Genomic DNA, 15,090 nt, shown 5'->3' on the forward strand with positions numbered 1-15,090 from the left:
TTTTATTTAATGGCTCTTAGTACTTTCGTAAAGATCAGCGGCGTAACCAACTTAAGTGATGCAAGGTATTGCGCAGGAATGTTTGTAGATCTCTTAGGTTTTGATTTACAGGAAACCTCAGATAAGTTCGTTTCACCAACTCAATTTCAGGAGATTTCAGGATGGGTTTCAGGTGTTGATTTTTGCGGGGAGTTTGGTAATGATTCTTTGGAAACCCTACAGGAAAAACTCAAAAAATACCCCGAGATTTCGTGGATTCAACACAATAAGTTGGAGACTTTACTTCAATTTGATTCTGAAAAATATCAGTTGATCTTTCAGGCAGATCTCAGTGAAGTCAGACATATCGAAGAGGAACTTGCAGAAAAAATTTCTAATCAAAATCTTCACTTATTGCTTTCAGTTGATCAAACTGAATTGAATACTGATCAGAAGGAATCCATCAGATCCATTTCTAAAAACGCTAAGGTCATCCTAGCAGGAGGAATAAGCCCATTTAATGTAAAATCAACCGTTTCTGAATTGGGTATATATGGTATTGCTCTTGAAGGTGGGGAAGAAATAAAGCCAGGGCTCAAAGATTTTGATACCCTGGCAGAGATTCTAGAGGAGTTGGAATTAGAAGATTAAAATTCTCGATTACTCCCAAAGATCTGAAAGATTGTAAGGGCTACTTCCCTGAGTGAAGAAAGTACCATCAACAAATCGGTGACTGATTCCGATATCTTTTAGCTCCATCATATCATGATTATCTAGTTTGATATCAGTAGCCTTCAGATTTTCTGTAATTCGGGATTGATTTACTGATTTTGGGATCACTACAATATTTCGAGCAATCGACCATGCGATCAGCACCTGTCCCTCTGAAACTCCATGCTTTTTAGCAATTTCCTTTACTACCGGATTTGAAAGCAATTTCGGGTCATTTTTATGCTTTTCTGCTCTCGAATCAGGCGAGCCTAAAGGACTATATGCCGTCAATAGGATATGATTTTCCCTGCAAAACTGAACCAATTTGTCCTGAGGTAAAAAAGGATGCATCTCAATTTGATTCATTTCAGGTGATTCACCCCCCATATCCAGAAGCTCCTGAAGCTTGCGGCTATTAAAGTTGGACACACCAATATGCTTGGTTTTGCCAAGTGCTTTTTGCTCCTGCATAGCTGACCAAGTCTGGGTAAGCGGCACATCCTTATAGGTAAAGAACTCTTCTCTAAGCGTCGCAAAACCAACTCCATGTTTGAAAGCAATTGGCCAATGAACTAGATATAAATCAAGGTGATCAAGCCCAAGGTCTTGAAGGGTTTTGTCCAAAGCAGGCCCTACATCCTCAAGTCTATGTGAATCATTCCATAATTTAGATGTGATAAATACCTCCGACCGAGTGACAATTTTATCAGCAATGGCATCTGCCAAACCCTCTCCAACTTCTTTCTCATTTCCATAAATAGCCGCACAGTCAATGTGTCGGTAACCTGCTTCAAGAGCCCAGTAAACCGCCTGACGTACTTCTCCTGGTTTGCTTTTCCAAGTACCAAGACCAAGAATAGGCATGGTATCTCCGTTTTTAAAAGTGACTTTTTGCATTTGATGTTGTTTGATGGAGTTCAAAATTTGAATAATCGTAATTTACTAAAAAAACGAAGGTCAATCGGTCCTTGTTTCCAGATATCTTTTGAATTGGTTCATTACCCAAAGATGAAAGCGTGCCTGTGTATTCAGGTAAAGTATCCAAGGAAGACGGGGAACGAACTCATGGATAGCTGATAGAATATAATTTCCGCCAAGAACACCTCTAAACTCCAACCAACCATAATCAAAGCGCTTCACTAGCCAGCCTCCAGTAATGTAAAACAACTGACGCTCTTGATCACTTCGATCCGGAATCATGGTAAGCTGAAGCATGGGTTTCTTTCCCCATAGCAAATGAAATCCGATATCACCTCGCTCAGTCCTTTTTCCATTGATGAGAAATTTAAAAAAGCTAGGCAACCATAGATTATATCGATTTGCAACCCAAGCAGCAGAATGACCATTTTTATTACTCATTCGTTGAATGCTTCTGACCGTGTTTTTCATCCCCTTCTTGGGGTAAAACTTGGGTAGATTTGGCCTTTGATCGGATTCCAAAGCCTCTTTGACAGACTCTTCATAGGAGATATACTGAAGCTCTTTTAAATCAAATGCCTTTTTGGGATCAACCTTTAAGGTATGTACCAAGCTTTCTACCAAAGGAGACACCAGCTGTGGCGGGCTATCCCCAAACAAGCCAACCCAAAACTTGGATAGCCCCAAGGAAAAAACAGGAACAGAGAAAATTATTCGCTTTTTCCCCAAAGCCGTGGCGGTTTTTGCCAGCATGGATTTGTAAGTTAAAACTTCAGCACCTCCAATATCTATAGCCCGGCCATAAGCATCCTCATTGCCAATGCATGTATCGATAATTTGAAGTGTATTTCGCAGGGAAATTGGCTGTGTCTCCGATTCAGTCCATTGTGGACACATCAATACAGGCAATCGAGTAACCAAGTTTTTGATCATATCAAAACTTGAGCCTCCCGGCCCTACAATAATGGATGCCCTCAAGGCCGTGAGAGCAGCTGACCTAGAACCTAATGTATGCTCAACTTCGAGACGGCTTCTTAAGTGTCTTGATAAGGTACTTTCTGGTTCATCGGGTATCAGTCCACCTAAATAAATGATTTGCTTTACATGGTTGATATCTGCAGCTCTGCTGAAATTATCAGCTAAAAGCAGGTCTGTATCCTCGAAACTGCCCTGATTGAGCCTTGTGGAAGCATTCATCGAATGCACCAAATAAATGGCGACATCCACTCCTTTCAGAGCCTCCACCGTGGATGAAATCGAATAGAGCTCTACTTGTCTCCATTCTACTTCCATGTAAGGGTTCTTTTTTACTTTCCGACGGCTTAAACCGATGATTTTGTACTTGTGCTTGTATTTTTCGATAAACCAACTCCCAATGTAACCTCCTGCTCCTGCTATGGCGACGGTAATTCGAGTATCTGATTGGGAGCTGTCTTCTTGCATAAAAGTAGATTTGATTATAAAACTAATTCAAATCCAGTCTGTTTTCGATTTTTTTATTTCGATGCATATTCCTTGGCTAAGGTGGTTGTATGGTACTTGGTAATCATATTTGGCACCTCCCAATCTGGCAAATTTCCGTTTTGATAGTATTCCAAAAATCGTTCGGTAACCTGAGCAAAGTGGGCCTCATGCCCATTGTGATAGCGATCAGGAATAATTACCCGATATTCACCATTGCTTGATTCTTCCAAATCAATTCCTGGATAAGTGCTTTGAAGCGTCGTATTGACGGCATTTTCCAACTCAGTAAAATTTTCTCCCAAAAGTTGGACATAGAGTTCCGGACGGTAATTCTGCTCTTTTCCCTGTCGGATGACCAAATTGGCCTTGGTCCCACGCATCATACTGTAATGCGTATCCCCTGCCCCTTCAGGTGCCTGATAATTCCATATTACACTGACTTTGGCATGGATTCCTTTAAGTGTATAATTCATCTCTCCATTTGAATAGACCTCTAAGGATTCATTTTTGATATCCTTTTGGAGAAAATCCGGAAAATCAGCTTTCCCAGTCACTTGACGAAATTGCTCCAAGCTAAGCGGCGTAGCCCATCTTTTGGCCGAAAGCATGGTGACATCGGTGATATCTACGATTTGATTGGGAAAAGCTTCCCATTGAATCAGGTCCACTAGGTGCGTAGTCACGTCAACAATTCCCTCACCCTCGATTTCCACATCAAAAAACCAGTCAGGTCGGACCAAAGGAACTCCAGAAACATACTTGAAAAAGTGATGTACGGACTCCTTGGTAATTGCAGGCTTGTCTGGACTTCCCTTCTCCAACTCCCCAAAAACTTCCGGGATTTGAGAAAGCTCTTTTTGAAGCAGGGTGGTGATTTCAAAACGCTCGGTCATGATATCATAAACCAGCAAATCTTTCTCCTTGGCAATGGCAAAAGCCTGCTTCAGCTTTTCAAAACCTTCGCGATTAATGACCAAGGGCTTATCAGCATACACATGAATCCCATTTTGAACGGCTTCGAGGATGTAGTCTATTTTTTTATCATTTTTACCCGCTACCATCATCACATTGCCGGGTTTTTGGGAGATCATCTTTTTCAAGTAATCATCCCCTGCGTAAACTTCCAGATTCCAAGCGGTGGGATTTTCTGACCTTGTATTGTAAGACTCCAATCTGTTCAGATGATCTTTCAACTCATCTCCGGGAGGTGCAAAAATGTAAACCGTCGAATCCACCTGCGGATACATGGTCTTATGGATCAAGCCGGCATGAAAATGCCCAGGATCCAAAGTCATAATGGTTACATTTTGGATGGTGGATTCACTCATATTGCTTTCAGGTTCTGTCGAGCTACAAGCCCCGAACAAAAGGGCCGCAAAGGCCCAGATTGTATAACTTCTTAAATTCATCGATAAATTTTTGAATGAATAGACATCATAGAAAAGCAAACTAAATTGCCCTCGAAAGCATCCCAATTTCACTATATTTTAGGTTTTAGGATTTTCATTAATTGATTCCTGACTTGCCAAAGCCGAGAATGAGTAGGGCATGAATTCCCGCACAAAAACCAAAATAAGCATGCTTCTAGCTTCTAGCTTCAAACTTCCTACCCTATGAGAAATAAAGGGAATTCAAAATTAGAAAAGATCAAAGATTAAGCCTTCACATAATCCGTTCCCCAGGGTCTTCGCTGAGGTCTACTAAGATGGGTGTTGGCTTCCGGGTCATTGATAAACTCTTCTTTCACCGGGTCCCAAGCCAGTTTTCTTCCCAATTTCATAGCGATATGGCTAATCAAACAAACTGAACAAGCTCGATGTCCAATCTCTACTGGAGAAAGCAATTCGGCATTGCCCTGAATAGCTTCCAGCCAATTGCCATGATGCTCATCACTTCGGGTCAGTCGAATTTCATTTTCTCCGATCTGAGAAGTCAGGATTTTTGGGTCTGATGCATCCAAAGCTTTAGCATTGTTGTTTTGGGAAACGGGATCAGAAGAGGAAGCCACATAATTTCCCCGGGAAACCCAAATCCATCCTTCAGTTCCTTCGTATCGAATTCCGTTTGGATAGCCTCCGGAAGTAAACATCATGACACCATTGTCGTATTCGGCCTTGACCATAAAGTCTCCATGCACATTCCAAAAACCTGAGCGTGGAAATTCTGCCACTGCCTCAATATACCTTGGCCCTGTAAATTCGGTATCCATTCCCCAAGCTGCTGAGTCAAAATGATGCTGACCCCAGCCTGTGATCATTCCCGCACCATAGTTTTCATGCCGCAACCACCCCGGACGGCTGTAGTCGTTTTGCGGATGGACACCGATTTCAGTGTATGGAATCTCAGGCGTAGAACCCAACCACATCTCGAAATTCAAATTGGAAGGAATCGGCATGGGCGGAGCATCTGGACCCGATGGATCGCCGGGAAGTCCTATTCGCACGGTATGAAGCTTTCCGATTCGGCCATTTCTAACCAGTTCTGCCGCAATTCTGAATTGCTCGCTCGATCGCTGTTGTGTACCCAGTTGGAGTACTACACCAGTTTTGTTGACCACTTCAACCAATTGTCGACCTTCCTTGATGGTCAGAGAGGTGGGTTTCTGCACATAAATATGCTTTCCTGCCAAAGCGGCTTCCATGGCAGGCTGAGAATGCCAATGGTCAGGAGTGGAAATGATTACCGCATCGATGTCCTTATCGAGCAGCATTTCCCGGTAATCCCCGTATTGCTTCACATCCATGTATTTTTCGCCCAGCTTTTTGCTGTAGTAGTCTTCCACCAATTTTTTCCCATCTGCCATCCGCTTGCTGTCTACATCCGACACAGCCACAATTCGGGCTACATCATGCCTCCAAGTGCCGGGCAAATCATGGTCTCGGGCAATTCTTCCGCAACCAATCTGACCGATATTGATTTTATTGCTTGGGGCATTTTTTCCGAAAACGGAAGCCGGAACGATCGTGGGGAAACCGAAAGCTGCCCCTACCATGGCGGTTTTTTTCATAAAATCTCTTCTTTCCATATTCTTAGTGATTTATTACTTGGGTTTATTTTACAAATGCTCTCCAGTAAGCCTCGGCTTCTTCTGCCGTAAGATCCCCGTCAAAGACAATCATCCGATACTTAAGGGAGTATCGCTTTTCTGGCTGAATTTCCCAGGATTCATGACGGATGGGACAAAATTCGATGAATACATTTCCTTTTCCATCATATTGACCCACAGGCCAAACACGCAAGGGTTCGGGATGGGCTTTGTTGGTATTGTGGCTCAGAAAAAGAATCCCACTTTGCCCTTCGGGTGAGTCGGTTTTTCCCTTGACAATAATCCACTTAGCCTCAATGCCGTCGGCAGTTTTTCGATCGTGACCTTCTGAAGTCAAAATAATGCTGTTGTCATCTCCCCATACTTCCGTAGCTCTGAAACCTATTCCTCCTCCGTATCGGTAATCATCCAAAAGGATGCCTCCGGGGATTTTGGTGGAAATAGTCGTGGTATAATCGACCATGTATCGGCCTTTGTCAGCTGGCTTCAATTTGATTCGCAAATCTTCCTCGATCGCCAATCTTTCTGACTCGGGAGCCTTCAAATCAATATGATTCTGCCGCACATTCAACTCTGCTGCACCGCCGGCTACTTTTTTGGAAAGAATATGGGAGAAATCCACTCGGCCCTTTTCATCTCCCAAATTCCAAAAATCCACCTCTCTCCCACTGATGGTAGCCCGGGTCCAAGGTCCCCAAATGCCATAGTGATGGTAATGATCTTTTGGTTGAATCCGACTGAGAACTTGTCCACTAGGAGAACTAATGGGGTGGATAAAACCGGATTTGCTAAAGGCTTCTTTGACACCCTCAGGAACAGGTTCTTTGACCGTCTGATAGCTTAGAACTTTCTTTCCTTCAAAATAAAAGTCCACTCCCTTTTCGGATTCCTTAAGCTCAACTTCTTGCGCAAACGATCCCGTAGAAAAAAGGGCGAAAAATAGCACGGAGGTCAAAATTCTTTTGAAAGACATAGAAATTTCAGGTTATTGGGATTGTGTTTTTGAAGTTATTAAAATCTCTTAAAAAGCCCCGAACTACTAACCCAATATACCTATGATCAGAGCTATTATCTACGGAATCGTTTTCTTGTTTTCGCTCCAGCCTTCCTTTGGTCAAAGCCTTCCCGAAGTCACTTTGGATGAGGATTGGAGGCAGAAAATCAAGGATTTGGCTCCCGAAAAACCCACCTTTCCATCTTCAAAAAAGAAGAAGGTTTTGGTCTTTTCCCTTCATACCGGCTTCAATCACTGGGTAAGACCTCACACTGAAGAGGTGGTTAAAATCCTCGGAGAAAAAAGCGAAGCATTTGAAGTCATCGGTACCAGAGATATTGATTACATGGAATTGAAGAACCTGAAAAAATTCGATGTATTAGTGTTGAATAATACCAATTCCAAACCCGACAAACGCAATCTTTTTTGGGATGAGCTAAAAATTCAATCCTACGGCGATTCAGTAGCCATCATGCAAAAAGCGCTGGAATTGGAAGAAAATATCCGCAAATATGTGTCAGATGGAGGAGGTCTCTTGGTCCTCCATGGAGGAAATACCATCCTCAACAACTCTATGGACTTCAGTCGCCTTTTGGGAGGAAGCTTTGATTATCACCCGCCACAACAAGCTTTTCAAGTAAGGTTGGAAAACCCAAATCATCCCTTGGTTCAGGCTTTTTCACCTGAAGGATTCAATCACGTAGACGAACCCTATTTTTACAAAAATGCCTATGAGGAAGGTGATTTCACTCCACTTCTATATTTCAACAATTCAGAAATCACGGGGCAACGTAAGGGACAGGAAAAATCCGAAGGAAAAACCTACGTAGCCTGGATCAGACCTGAAGGCAAGGGAAAAGTCATGTACGCCTCCCCATCCCACAATGCCCAGAGTTTTGATAACCCTCAATTGCTCCAATTCTTTCTGGATGGAATGCAATATGTGGCTGGTGATGTAGACTGTGATGAAACTCCTATCGGGAAGATGAAACCCTAATGAGTAGGCATGTAGGAATGAATAATAGCCTGTGCTGCCGTACGCCCTGAAGTCATTGCGGCATTGATGGAGCCATTTAGAAGGTAATCTCCTGCTAGAAAGACCTGATCTGTGATTTTGCAAGCCGTAGGTGCAATCTCATATTTCATATCATCCACATGAGGGAGTGCATAAGAGATTTCATACAGCTTTAGAAACTTGAAGTATTCCGCCTTCACTCCTGAAATCTTTGAAAGTTCTTGTTGCACCTTCGAAATAAGCGTTTTCTGATCCATATCCGCTTCTAAAACTGTGACTGATAGCAAAGAACGGTCTCCATTTGCATAAGCCTCAGACACATCATCCATGAAGACGATATTATTGACCAAATGGTCACCTGGGAGCAATCCGATCATCGGCCTAGCCAGAAATGATCTCTGTAATGTAAAGTAAAGGTTGCAAACCTTGCGAGGGCTTCCAAATTGTCCCTGTAGTTGCTTCATCACTCGGTCAGGCTGTACAGCAATGATTACTCGATCCGCAATCAAAGTTTCTCCATTTTCCAGATGGATTACATTTCCCTGTACTTCTTTCACAGGATGATTAAAATAAATCTGTGTCTCACTCAATTGCTCCCGGATCATAGTAGGAATTTCTCCCATTCCTTTCTCAGGAACCGCCGCATGTCCTTGGGCAAACATCTTGAATACAAACTCAAACATCCTAGCCGAGGTATTCAAATGCTTTTCTAAGAAAATTCCTCTAAAGAAGGGAGAAAAGAAATTCTCAATAATCCGATCCGAAAAGCCATAATTCTTCAGATATTGATGGGTGGGGATATTTTCTCCGGCAAAAATCTCCTGGTTCGATTTATTTTTTAACTCCTGGGTAAGGGAAAACATTTTCACCTTATCCATAAAAGTCCCAACCTTAGAAAAGGCCATACTGACCACTTTCAGCGGATTTCTCATTGGGTCTGAAATAATGTAAGTATCATTTTGATCAAAAATGACAGCACCCGGGTCGAAAGTTTTCAGGTGAAGAGCCTGAAAATCCAGATACTTTTTAGCCTCTGGATAAGCAGTATTTAAGACTTGAAACCCATGATCTAAAAGAAATCCATCCACTTCATCGGTCTTCATTCTACCTCCGATTCGATCACTTGCCTCCAAAATAACAGGACGAAATCCAGCTCGCTCTAACTCAAGTGCCGAAATCAAGCCTGATATTCCAGCGCCGATGATGTAAATTTTTTCTTCTTTCATAGTTCAAGGGTTCAAATCATTCTAATTACAAAAATGGCCAAAATCTTCGAATCTGACCTGAATTTCTAACTCATGCGAATTCAAAGAGTTTTGCCAAATTTTGATGAAATCCATCAATGGTCTAGTCCTTTCACCTGCAATTTCTTAAAATCACAAAAAAATTAGACCATGCGATCCATCCTATTCATTTGCTTTCTACTATTCAGTTTCTCTGCTACCCAAGCGCAAACTTACTTTCCAGAAAAAGGTAATTGGGAAAGAAAATCACCTCAAGAGCTAAACATGGACGCCTCAAAAATCCAAGAGGCTATTGATTTTGCAAAAACTCATGAAAGTGACGCAAACCCAAATTTAAAAATCGCTCACTATGAAAGTGGCTTCGGAAGGGAACCCTTTGGCTACCCCATCGGGCCAATGAAAGTAAGAGGACCAGCCACCGGCTTGATCATTTACAAAGGCTATGTAGTTGGTCAATGGGGAGATCCAGATCGGGTAGATTTGACTTTTTCTGTTGCAAAAAGCTTTCTATCAACCACCGTGGGACTGGCTGTCCAAGAAGGCCTCATTCGCAGCGAACAAGATTTGGTATATCCATACATGGCACCGATCTATCCCTACTTGCCAGAGCGACCCTCCATCAATAAAGCTGACCATCTGGAAGAGGAGGACGTATTTGATCTTTTTGGAACAGAACACAACCGAAAAATCACTTGGGATCATTTGTTGAGACAAACTTCCGATTGGGAAGGAAGTCTATGGGGCAAACCTGATTGGGCTGATCGTCCTGCTGAAGGAGTAGCACAGAAGCGAGCAAGACCGCAAAATGAACCCGGAAGCAAATATGAATACAATGACACTCGGGTAAATGTACTTGCTTTGGCTGCCATGAACATATGGAGAAAGCCTTTACCGGTAGTCCTCAAGGAAAAAATCATGTATCCGATCGGTGCAAGTGATACTTGGAGATGGACCGGCTATGAAAATTCCTTTGTAATCATCGATGGACAAATCATGCAGTCTGTCAGCGGTGGATCGCATTGGGGAGGTGGAATGATGCTTTCAGCTTGGGATCAAGCAAGATTTGGATACCTGACTTTACGAAATGGTAACTGGCAGGGAGAGCAGCTTATTCCGGAGACTTGGATGGAAAAATCCAAAACCCCCACTCCTGCCAATCCTAGCTATGGGTTTATGAACTATTTCCTCAATGAGGATCAAAAGCAAGTCCCCGCTGGTCCCAAATCAGCTTTTCTCCATATTGGAGCTGGCACCAATATGATCTATGTCGATCCTGAAAATGATTTGGTGGTGGTAGCTAGATGGATTCCGAATGGAGATAAGGCCGAATTGGTAAGGCTAATCCTAGAAAGCATTAAATAAAAAAAGCCCCGGAAAACCGGGGCTAGGTGATCGTGAACAACTTTTCACTATTCCTTTTTGTGACTGAAGGAGTACCGCTTAATCGGCATTTTAGAACAACCTTAAACCTATTAACCTATTTCTAACCTAGAGCAAGACTAGCCGACTAAACCAAATAATCTTCTGTAATTGAAAATTACTTACTCGTCTTGCATACAAAATTACGGGAAAAATTAAGTCGCGGTTAACCCCTTCACCTTTTCTTGACTTATATCAAGATAGAATTAAACGATAGAGGAAATAAACAGCATTAAAGCCCTGTTGACTTAATAATGAGTTAAAAAAAGTGCAAAGAATCAGGTATGAAGATTAAATTGAAATTGTAATAATGAAATCGAGCCTGCCTGAGGCAGACAGGCATGACGCAAGCGACACACAGAGGGATGATTATAAATGCGAGATTCTCCCGAATCAAGTTCGGGACAAGCTATGTGACCGCTTTAAGACAAATTATAAACACATGAAAAGAATAGGGATTTTTATATTCGACAATGTGGAGCTCTTGGATTTTGCAGGGCCACTGGAAGTTTTTTCCATCGTTGGAGAAATCATCGGAAAAAGCGAATTGGAAGTGTTTACCATTTCGGAAAATGAAAGCCCTATCAAGACCATTCATGGGCTTTCAGTCTCGGCTGATCTCAGTCTAGATCATCTTGAAAGCTTAGACTACTTGGTAATCCCGGGAGGAGATGGTTCCAAACAAGTGATCCAAAATGAGGGTCTGATGAATTCCTTGGAGCAACTCATTCTAAAATCTGAGTGGACCATGACCGTATGCTCAGGGGCAAGAATTCCTGCTAAACTCGGTCTATTGGCTGATAAACCATTTTGTACGCATGCTTCGGTTTATGAGGATTTAAAAAGGATGGAACCCACAGGCATCCCAAGGCCGGATCAGCGTTTTGTCCAATCTGATAAAAAGCTATTTACTGCGGCAGGTATTTCTGCGGGCATAGATTTAGCCCTTTACTTGACAGCAAGAACTTTTGGAAAAAGCGTAGCTGAAAAAACTGCCGAATACATGGAATATCCAATGAATTACCAATGATTGCAAAGACGCCCCCACCACCCTATTATGCTGTGATTTTCACCAATCTCCTTACTGAGAACACAGATGGATATCAAAAAATGGCCGAAAGAATGGTTTTGCTAGCTGAAAAGCAGGCTGGCTACTTAGGCCACGAAAGTGTCAGAGATGGCCTTGGAATCACCGTGAGTTATTGGGAAAGTTTGGAAGCCATCAAAAATTGGAAAGCCGTCTCGGAGCATATTTTGGCTCAGGAATTGGGCAAAGAAAAATGGTATAAATCTTTTAAAACAAGGGTTTGCTTGGTGGAGCGTGATTATGGATTCGATCGAGAGTCAGATCAAAATGCGTAACCTAGGCTGATCCCGAACCAAAAAGGGAAAAAGGTACCTTGTCCGAATAATGGTGTCATGGAGGCTCGGAAAAGAAATCCACCCTCCTCAGGTTCCCTTCTATATCCAAAAATCATATGACCAACAGTCCCGGTTCCTACAGACCGACTATCCCCTACTGCAAATGCATTTGTACTATCCTCTGCACGGAGGAAAGTAGCTCCCGCCCCCATTTCGAAGTATTTTCCATTTTTCCCCAATAGGTAATTCAAGCCAACAGGTAGCGTTGCAACAGAATTTCCATCTATGGCGAAATAAGATAATCCAGCTTTAAAGCCTAAGCCATCAAAGCGCTTATCAAATCGCTGATCGTAATTAAACGAATAGCCCAAACCATTCCCAAAAAGCTCCATGTAAACCCCTCTACCCCTTTCTCTTGTGTTTTCTTGTGCAAAGGAGATTGTCGATACGGACAACAGTAGCAAGATGACTGCAAAAGTGAATATAGATTTCATGATTATATTAAAATGCATATCCAACTCCTATTCCTGCAAAAAGAGGCCAGAAGCCATTATTGTTAAAAATCGGGTTCAAATTCACCTTCCAAGTAAACCCTCCGTCAACAGGCACTCTTCGGTAGCCAAAATTCATCGTACCCATGATACTTGGCGAGCCATCTACATCCAGAATAAAGTTGTAAGAGTCAGACCCAGTGGTGGTACAGACATACTGTCCTGTGGTCTGATCAAAATAGCCTTCGATACAATACTCATAATAGCTATTATCAAAAGCAAAGAAGGTAGCTCCAAAACCTAATTCAAAATAATGGGGCCCCTTGCCATACAATCTATTAACCATGATAGGCAATGAAAAAAAAGAATCCCCATCCGGAGAGAGTGTATAGCCCCCTGCTCCAATCCGCATACCCCAAGAATTGATATTATCCTTGTCGAAACGGAAATCATAATTGAAACTATATGGAAGACCAGCTCCACCTAGTTCCACATAGACGGCCTTGGTTGGAGATGTGGGACTTTCCTGTGCCAAAACGAAATTTGAAAAAGTAATGGCAAGAATGGCGAGTAAAACTTTTTTCATTATAAAGGATTTTGTTCTTGTAACGCAAGACTAAAAGAAACGATACAGTTTTCCATGAAAATTGTTAAAGATTCTTTCAAAAATTTTCCGGTGATATAATTCTCTTAAATTAGGAAGGCATTTGGACGGATGAAAAAGAAATTAAAAGCATTATCGATGGTGATTGTGGGTTATTTTACCCTACTAATTGGACCTTCATGTGTCGAGGAACAATTGCCTGATCTCTTTGCCCGCTGCCCAGATCCGCGCGATGCTAATGCGATTGACATTACAGTCGATTTTGCTCCCTATCTCACCGATCGCTATGCTACCTCTTCTGATACGGTTGACTTCGAAGATTTTTTTATGGTCTTGGATTTGGAGGCTGAAGTATTGTCCGAAGCTAGTTCCTCTTGGACATTTGGAAGAGCCTATGCGCTTTCATGTGCTCCGATATACAATTTCAAAAACATCTCCAATATCGCTGTGACTTTGCGTGAACCTTTTGATGATCTATCAGCGGGTACGGATATTTCCTATCTCTTTGAAACCTTAGAAGGCACTCAGCTTTCGGATTTGAGAGACTTTCAGAATTTCATTCCTACTTTTGGGCTTTATTATCAAAACACTCCCGAAAACTTCTCACAAATGTCACTAAGAATATTTCTATTCCTGAGAGATGGAAGGCAAATACTAGTCGATACCACTTCCCCTACTTTGAAAACCAACTAATTATGCTGAAAAAGCTGTTTTTATTCATTTTCGCAGCAGCGATGATCATTGCTGTGGTGTATATGCTAGGCCCAAAAGTAGAAAGACAAGAACTGACGATCGAATATCCTGAAGTTCCCACCCGACTGACAGAGCTTGAGTCCTACCTACAAACAAGAGAAGATACGGTCATCGGTCTGAAAGAAGGTAATCAGGCCTACATTCAGTGGGCTGATGAAAGCAATAAGCGAAAAACCCCCTATTCCATCGTTTACATCCATGGTTTTGGAGCCAGCCCCATGGAAGGTGATCCGGTGCATCGATTTCTGGCAGAGCATTTTGGAGCAAACCTTTTCGTGACAAGACTTCCGGAGCATGGGATCAGACGGGAAAATGGGATGGAATACTTAAGTCCTCAAATCTTAGCCAATGCTGCTGGAGAGGCCTATCAAATCGGAAAAAGCCTTGGAGATGAGGTCATTATAGTCGGAACATCCATGGGTGGAGCTTTGACCCTACTGCTCGCTTCACAGCAGCCGGATATCAAAGCAGTTGTGGTCTACTCGCCTGCTATTACTGATTATGGAGGAAGATTGGAAGCTCTATTTAGTCCCTGGGCTCAGTGGATCATGGAAAAGACAAGCATGAAGAACAAAGTACTCCATCAAAACCGAGAAGGAGAAAAAGCAGCCTATTGGTCTGAGGACTACCATAGCAATGCCTATGAAAGCCTAGCGGTGATTATGTATGGAAATATGGAAGAAAAAACCTTCCAAAAAATCAGCCAACCGCTTATGCTAGGATACTATTATAAAAATGATGAAGAGCAGGACAAGGTGGTATCAGTGCCAAAAATGCTGGAAATGTACGAGCAACTTGGAACTCCTACCGAATTGAAAAGAGAGAAAGCGTTCCCGAAAACGGGCGATCATGTGATTGCCAGTTCCATTACTTCCAAGGATTGGGAAGCTGTCCTATTTGAAACCATTGATTTTCTGGAAAATGTGGTTGGAATTCCTGCTAACCCCAAGTTTCAGGAAAATATTGAAGAATTGACCGAGGCTAATGAACTGATGAAGAATTAAAAAAAGGCCCGAAAAATCAGATGATTTTCGGGCCTTTTGGCTTTAATCAATTAAAATCTAATTATCTACTTTTTACAATTCAAATT

The 15,090-nt window shown here is 42.3% G+C and carries 15 protein-coding genes; 7 read left to right on the forward strand and 8 right to left on the reverse strand.

What is annotated here, in order from left to right; all coding sequences use genetic code 11:
- Positions 1 to 9 precede the first annotated feature (9 nt).
- Positions 10 to 630, forward strand: coding sequence for a phosphoribosylanthranilate isomerase (gene trpF, locus G457_RS0106920; RefSeq protein WP_026945821.1), 621 nt, complete (start codon positions 10 to 12; stop codon positions 628 to 630).
- Positions 631 to 639: 9 nt separating this feature from the next.
- Here trpF and G457_RS0106925 read toward each other — a convergent pair whose 3' ends face one another.
- The 5 genes from G457_RS0106925 to G457_RS0106950 form a co-directional block, all read right to left on the reverse strand.
- Complete coding sequence (locus tag G457_RS0106925; RefSeq protein WP_026945822.1) at positions 640 to 1,587, reverse strand: aldo/keto reductase; 948 nt, start codon at positions 1,585 to 1,587, stop codon at positions 640 to 642.
- Positions 1,588 to 1,647: 60 nt separating this feature from the next.
- The gene (locus tag G457_RS0106930; RefSeq protein WP_035483356.1) at positions 1,648 to 3,051 is read right to left on the reverse strand and encodes an NAD-dependent epimerase/dehydratase family protein; all 1,404 of its coding nucleotides are present in this window, start codon (positions 3,049 to 3,051) and stop codon (positions 1,648 to 1,650) included.
- Positions 3,052 to 3,104: 53 nt separating this feature from the next.
- Complete coding sequence (locus G457_RS0106935) at positions 3,105 to 4,481, reverse strand: putative oxidoreductase C-terminal domain-containing protein (protein WP_026945824.1); 1,377 nt, start codon at positions 4,479 to 4,481, stop codon at positions 3,105 to 3,107.
- A 245-nt stretch (positions 4,482 to 4,726) separates the two neighbouring features.
- Positions 4,727 to 6,097 carry a Gfo/Idh/MocA family protein gene (locus tag G457_RS0106945; RefSeq protein ID WP_026945825.1) on the reverse strand — a complete coding sequence of 457 codons (1,371 nt, stop codon included), beginning with the start codon at positions 6,095 to 6,097 and terminating at the stop codon, positions 4,727 to 4,729.
- Positions 6,098 to 6,122: 25 nt separating this feature from the next.
- Positions 6,123 to 7,091 carry a DUF6807 domain-containing protein gene (locus G457_RS0106950; RefSeq protein ID WP_026945826.1) on the reverse strand — a complete coding sequence of 323 codons (969 nt, stop codon included), beginning with the start codon at positions 7,089 to 7,091 and terminating at the stop codon, positions 6,123 to 6,125.
- Between the two features lie 82 nt (positions 7,092 to 7,173).
- Here G457_RS0106950 and G457_RS0106955 point away from each other — a divergent pair, with 82 nt between their 5' ends.
- Positions 7,174 to 8,109, forward strand: coding sequence for a ThuA domain-containing protein (locus G457_RS0106955; RefSeq protein ID WP_026945827.1), 936 nt, complete (start codon positions 7,174 to 7,176; stop codon positions 8,107 to 8,109).
- Here G457_RS0106955 and G457_RS0106960 read toward each other — a convergent pair.
- A complete protein-coding gene (locus G457_RS0106960; RefSeq protein ID WP_026945828.1) occupies positions 8,106 to 9,353 on the reverse strand; it encodes an NAD(P)/FAD-dependent oxidoreductase in 1,248 nt (415 codons plus the stop codon). The two genes, G457_RS0106955 and G457_RS0106960, sit on opposite strands and share 4 nt — an antisense overlap.
- 168 nt (positions 9,354 to 9,521) lie before the next feature.
- On the opposite strand from G457_RS0106960, the gene G457_RS0106970 reads away from it, so the two are divergent.
- The 3 genes from G457_RS0106970 to G457_RS0106980 all read left to right on the forward strand — a co-directional run bounded on the left by G457_RS0106970 (position 9,522) and on the right by G457_RS0106980 (position 12,152).
- The gene (locus G457_RS0106970) at positions 9,522 to 10,733 is read left to right on the forward strand and encodes a serine hydrolase domain-containing protein (RefSeq protein ID WP_026945829.1); all 1,212 of its coding nucleotides are present in this window, start codon (positions 9,522 to 9,524) and stop codon (positions 10,731 to 10,733) included.
- 367 nt (positions 10,734 to 11,100) lie between these two features.
- A complete protein-coding gene (locus G457_RS0106975) occupies positions 11,101 to 11,820 on the forward strand; it encodes a DJ-1/PfpI family protein (RefSeq protein WP_081701390.1) in 720 nt (239 codons plus the stop codon).
- Positions 11,817 to 12,152: an antibiotic biosynthesis monooxygenase family protein gene (locus G457_RS0106980; protein ID WP_026945831.1), complete on the forward strand. Its 336-nt coding sequence runs from the start codon at positions 11,817 to 11,819 to the stop codon at positions 12,150 to 12,152. The genes G457_RS0106975 and G457_RS0106980 overlap by 4 nt, the downstream gene beginning before the upstream one ends.
- On the opposite strand, the gene G457_RS21150 is transcribed toward G457_RS0106980, so the two are convergent.
- Both G457_RS21150 and G457_RS0106990 read right to left on the reverse strand, forming a co-directional pair.
- Positions 12,140 to 12,646 (reverse strand): hypothetical protein, encoded by a 507-nt coding sequence (locus G457_RS21150; RefSeq protein WP_081701403.1) that lies wholly within the window; start codon positions 12,644 to 12,646, stop codon positions 12,140 to 12,142. The genes G457_RS0106980 and G457_RS21150 overlap by 13 nt on opposite strands.
- Before the next feature lie 7 nt (positions 12,647 to 12,653).
- Complete coding sequence (locus G457_RS0106990) at positions 12,654 to 13,229, reverse strand: hypothetical protein (RefSeq protein WP_026945832.1); 576 nt, start codon at positions 13,227 to 13,229, stop codon at positions 12,654 to 12,656.
- A gap of 129 nt (positions 13,230 to 13,358) precedes the next feature.
- Here G457_RS0106990 and G457_RS0106995 point away from each other — a divergent pair, with 129 nt between their 5' ends.
- Together G457_RS0106995 and G457_RS0107000 are read left to right on the forward strand one after the other, a co-directional pair.
- A complete protein-coding gene (locus G457_RS0106995; protein ID WP_026945833.1) occupies positions 13,359 to 13,940 on the forward strand; it encodes a hypothetical protein in 582 nt (193 codons plus the stop codon).
- A gap of 2 nt (positions 13,941 to 13,942) precedes the next feature.
- Complete coding sequence (locus G457_RS0107000) at positions 13,943 to 15,004, forward strand: alpha/beta hydrolase (RefSeq protein ID WP_026945834.1); 1,062 nt, start codon at positions 13,943 to 13,945, stop codon at positions 15,002 to 15,004.
- Positions 15,005 to 15,090: the final 86 nt, after the last annotated feature.

It is taken from the genome of Algoriphagus marincola DSM 16067 (genome assembly GCF_000429405.1).
GTDB classification, from domain to species: domain Bacteria; phylum Bacteroidota; class Bacteroidia; order Cytophagales; family Cyclobacteriaceae; genus Algoriphagus; species Algoriphagus marincola.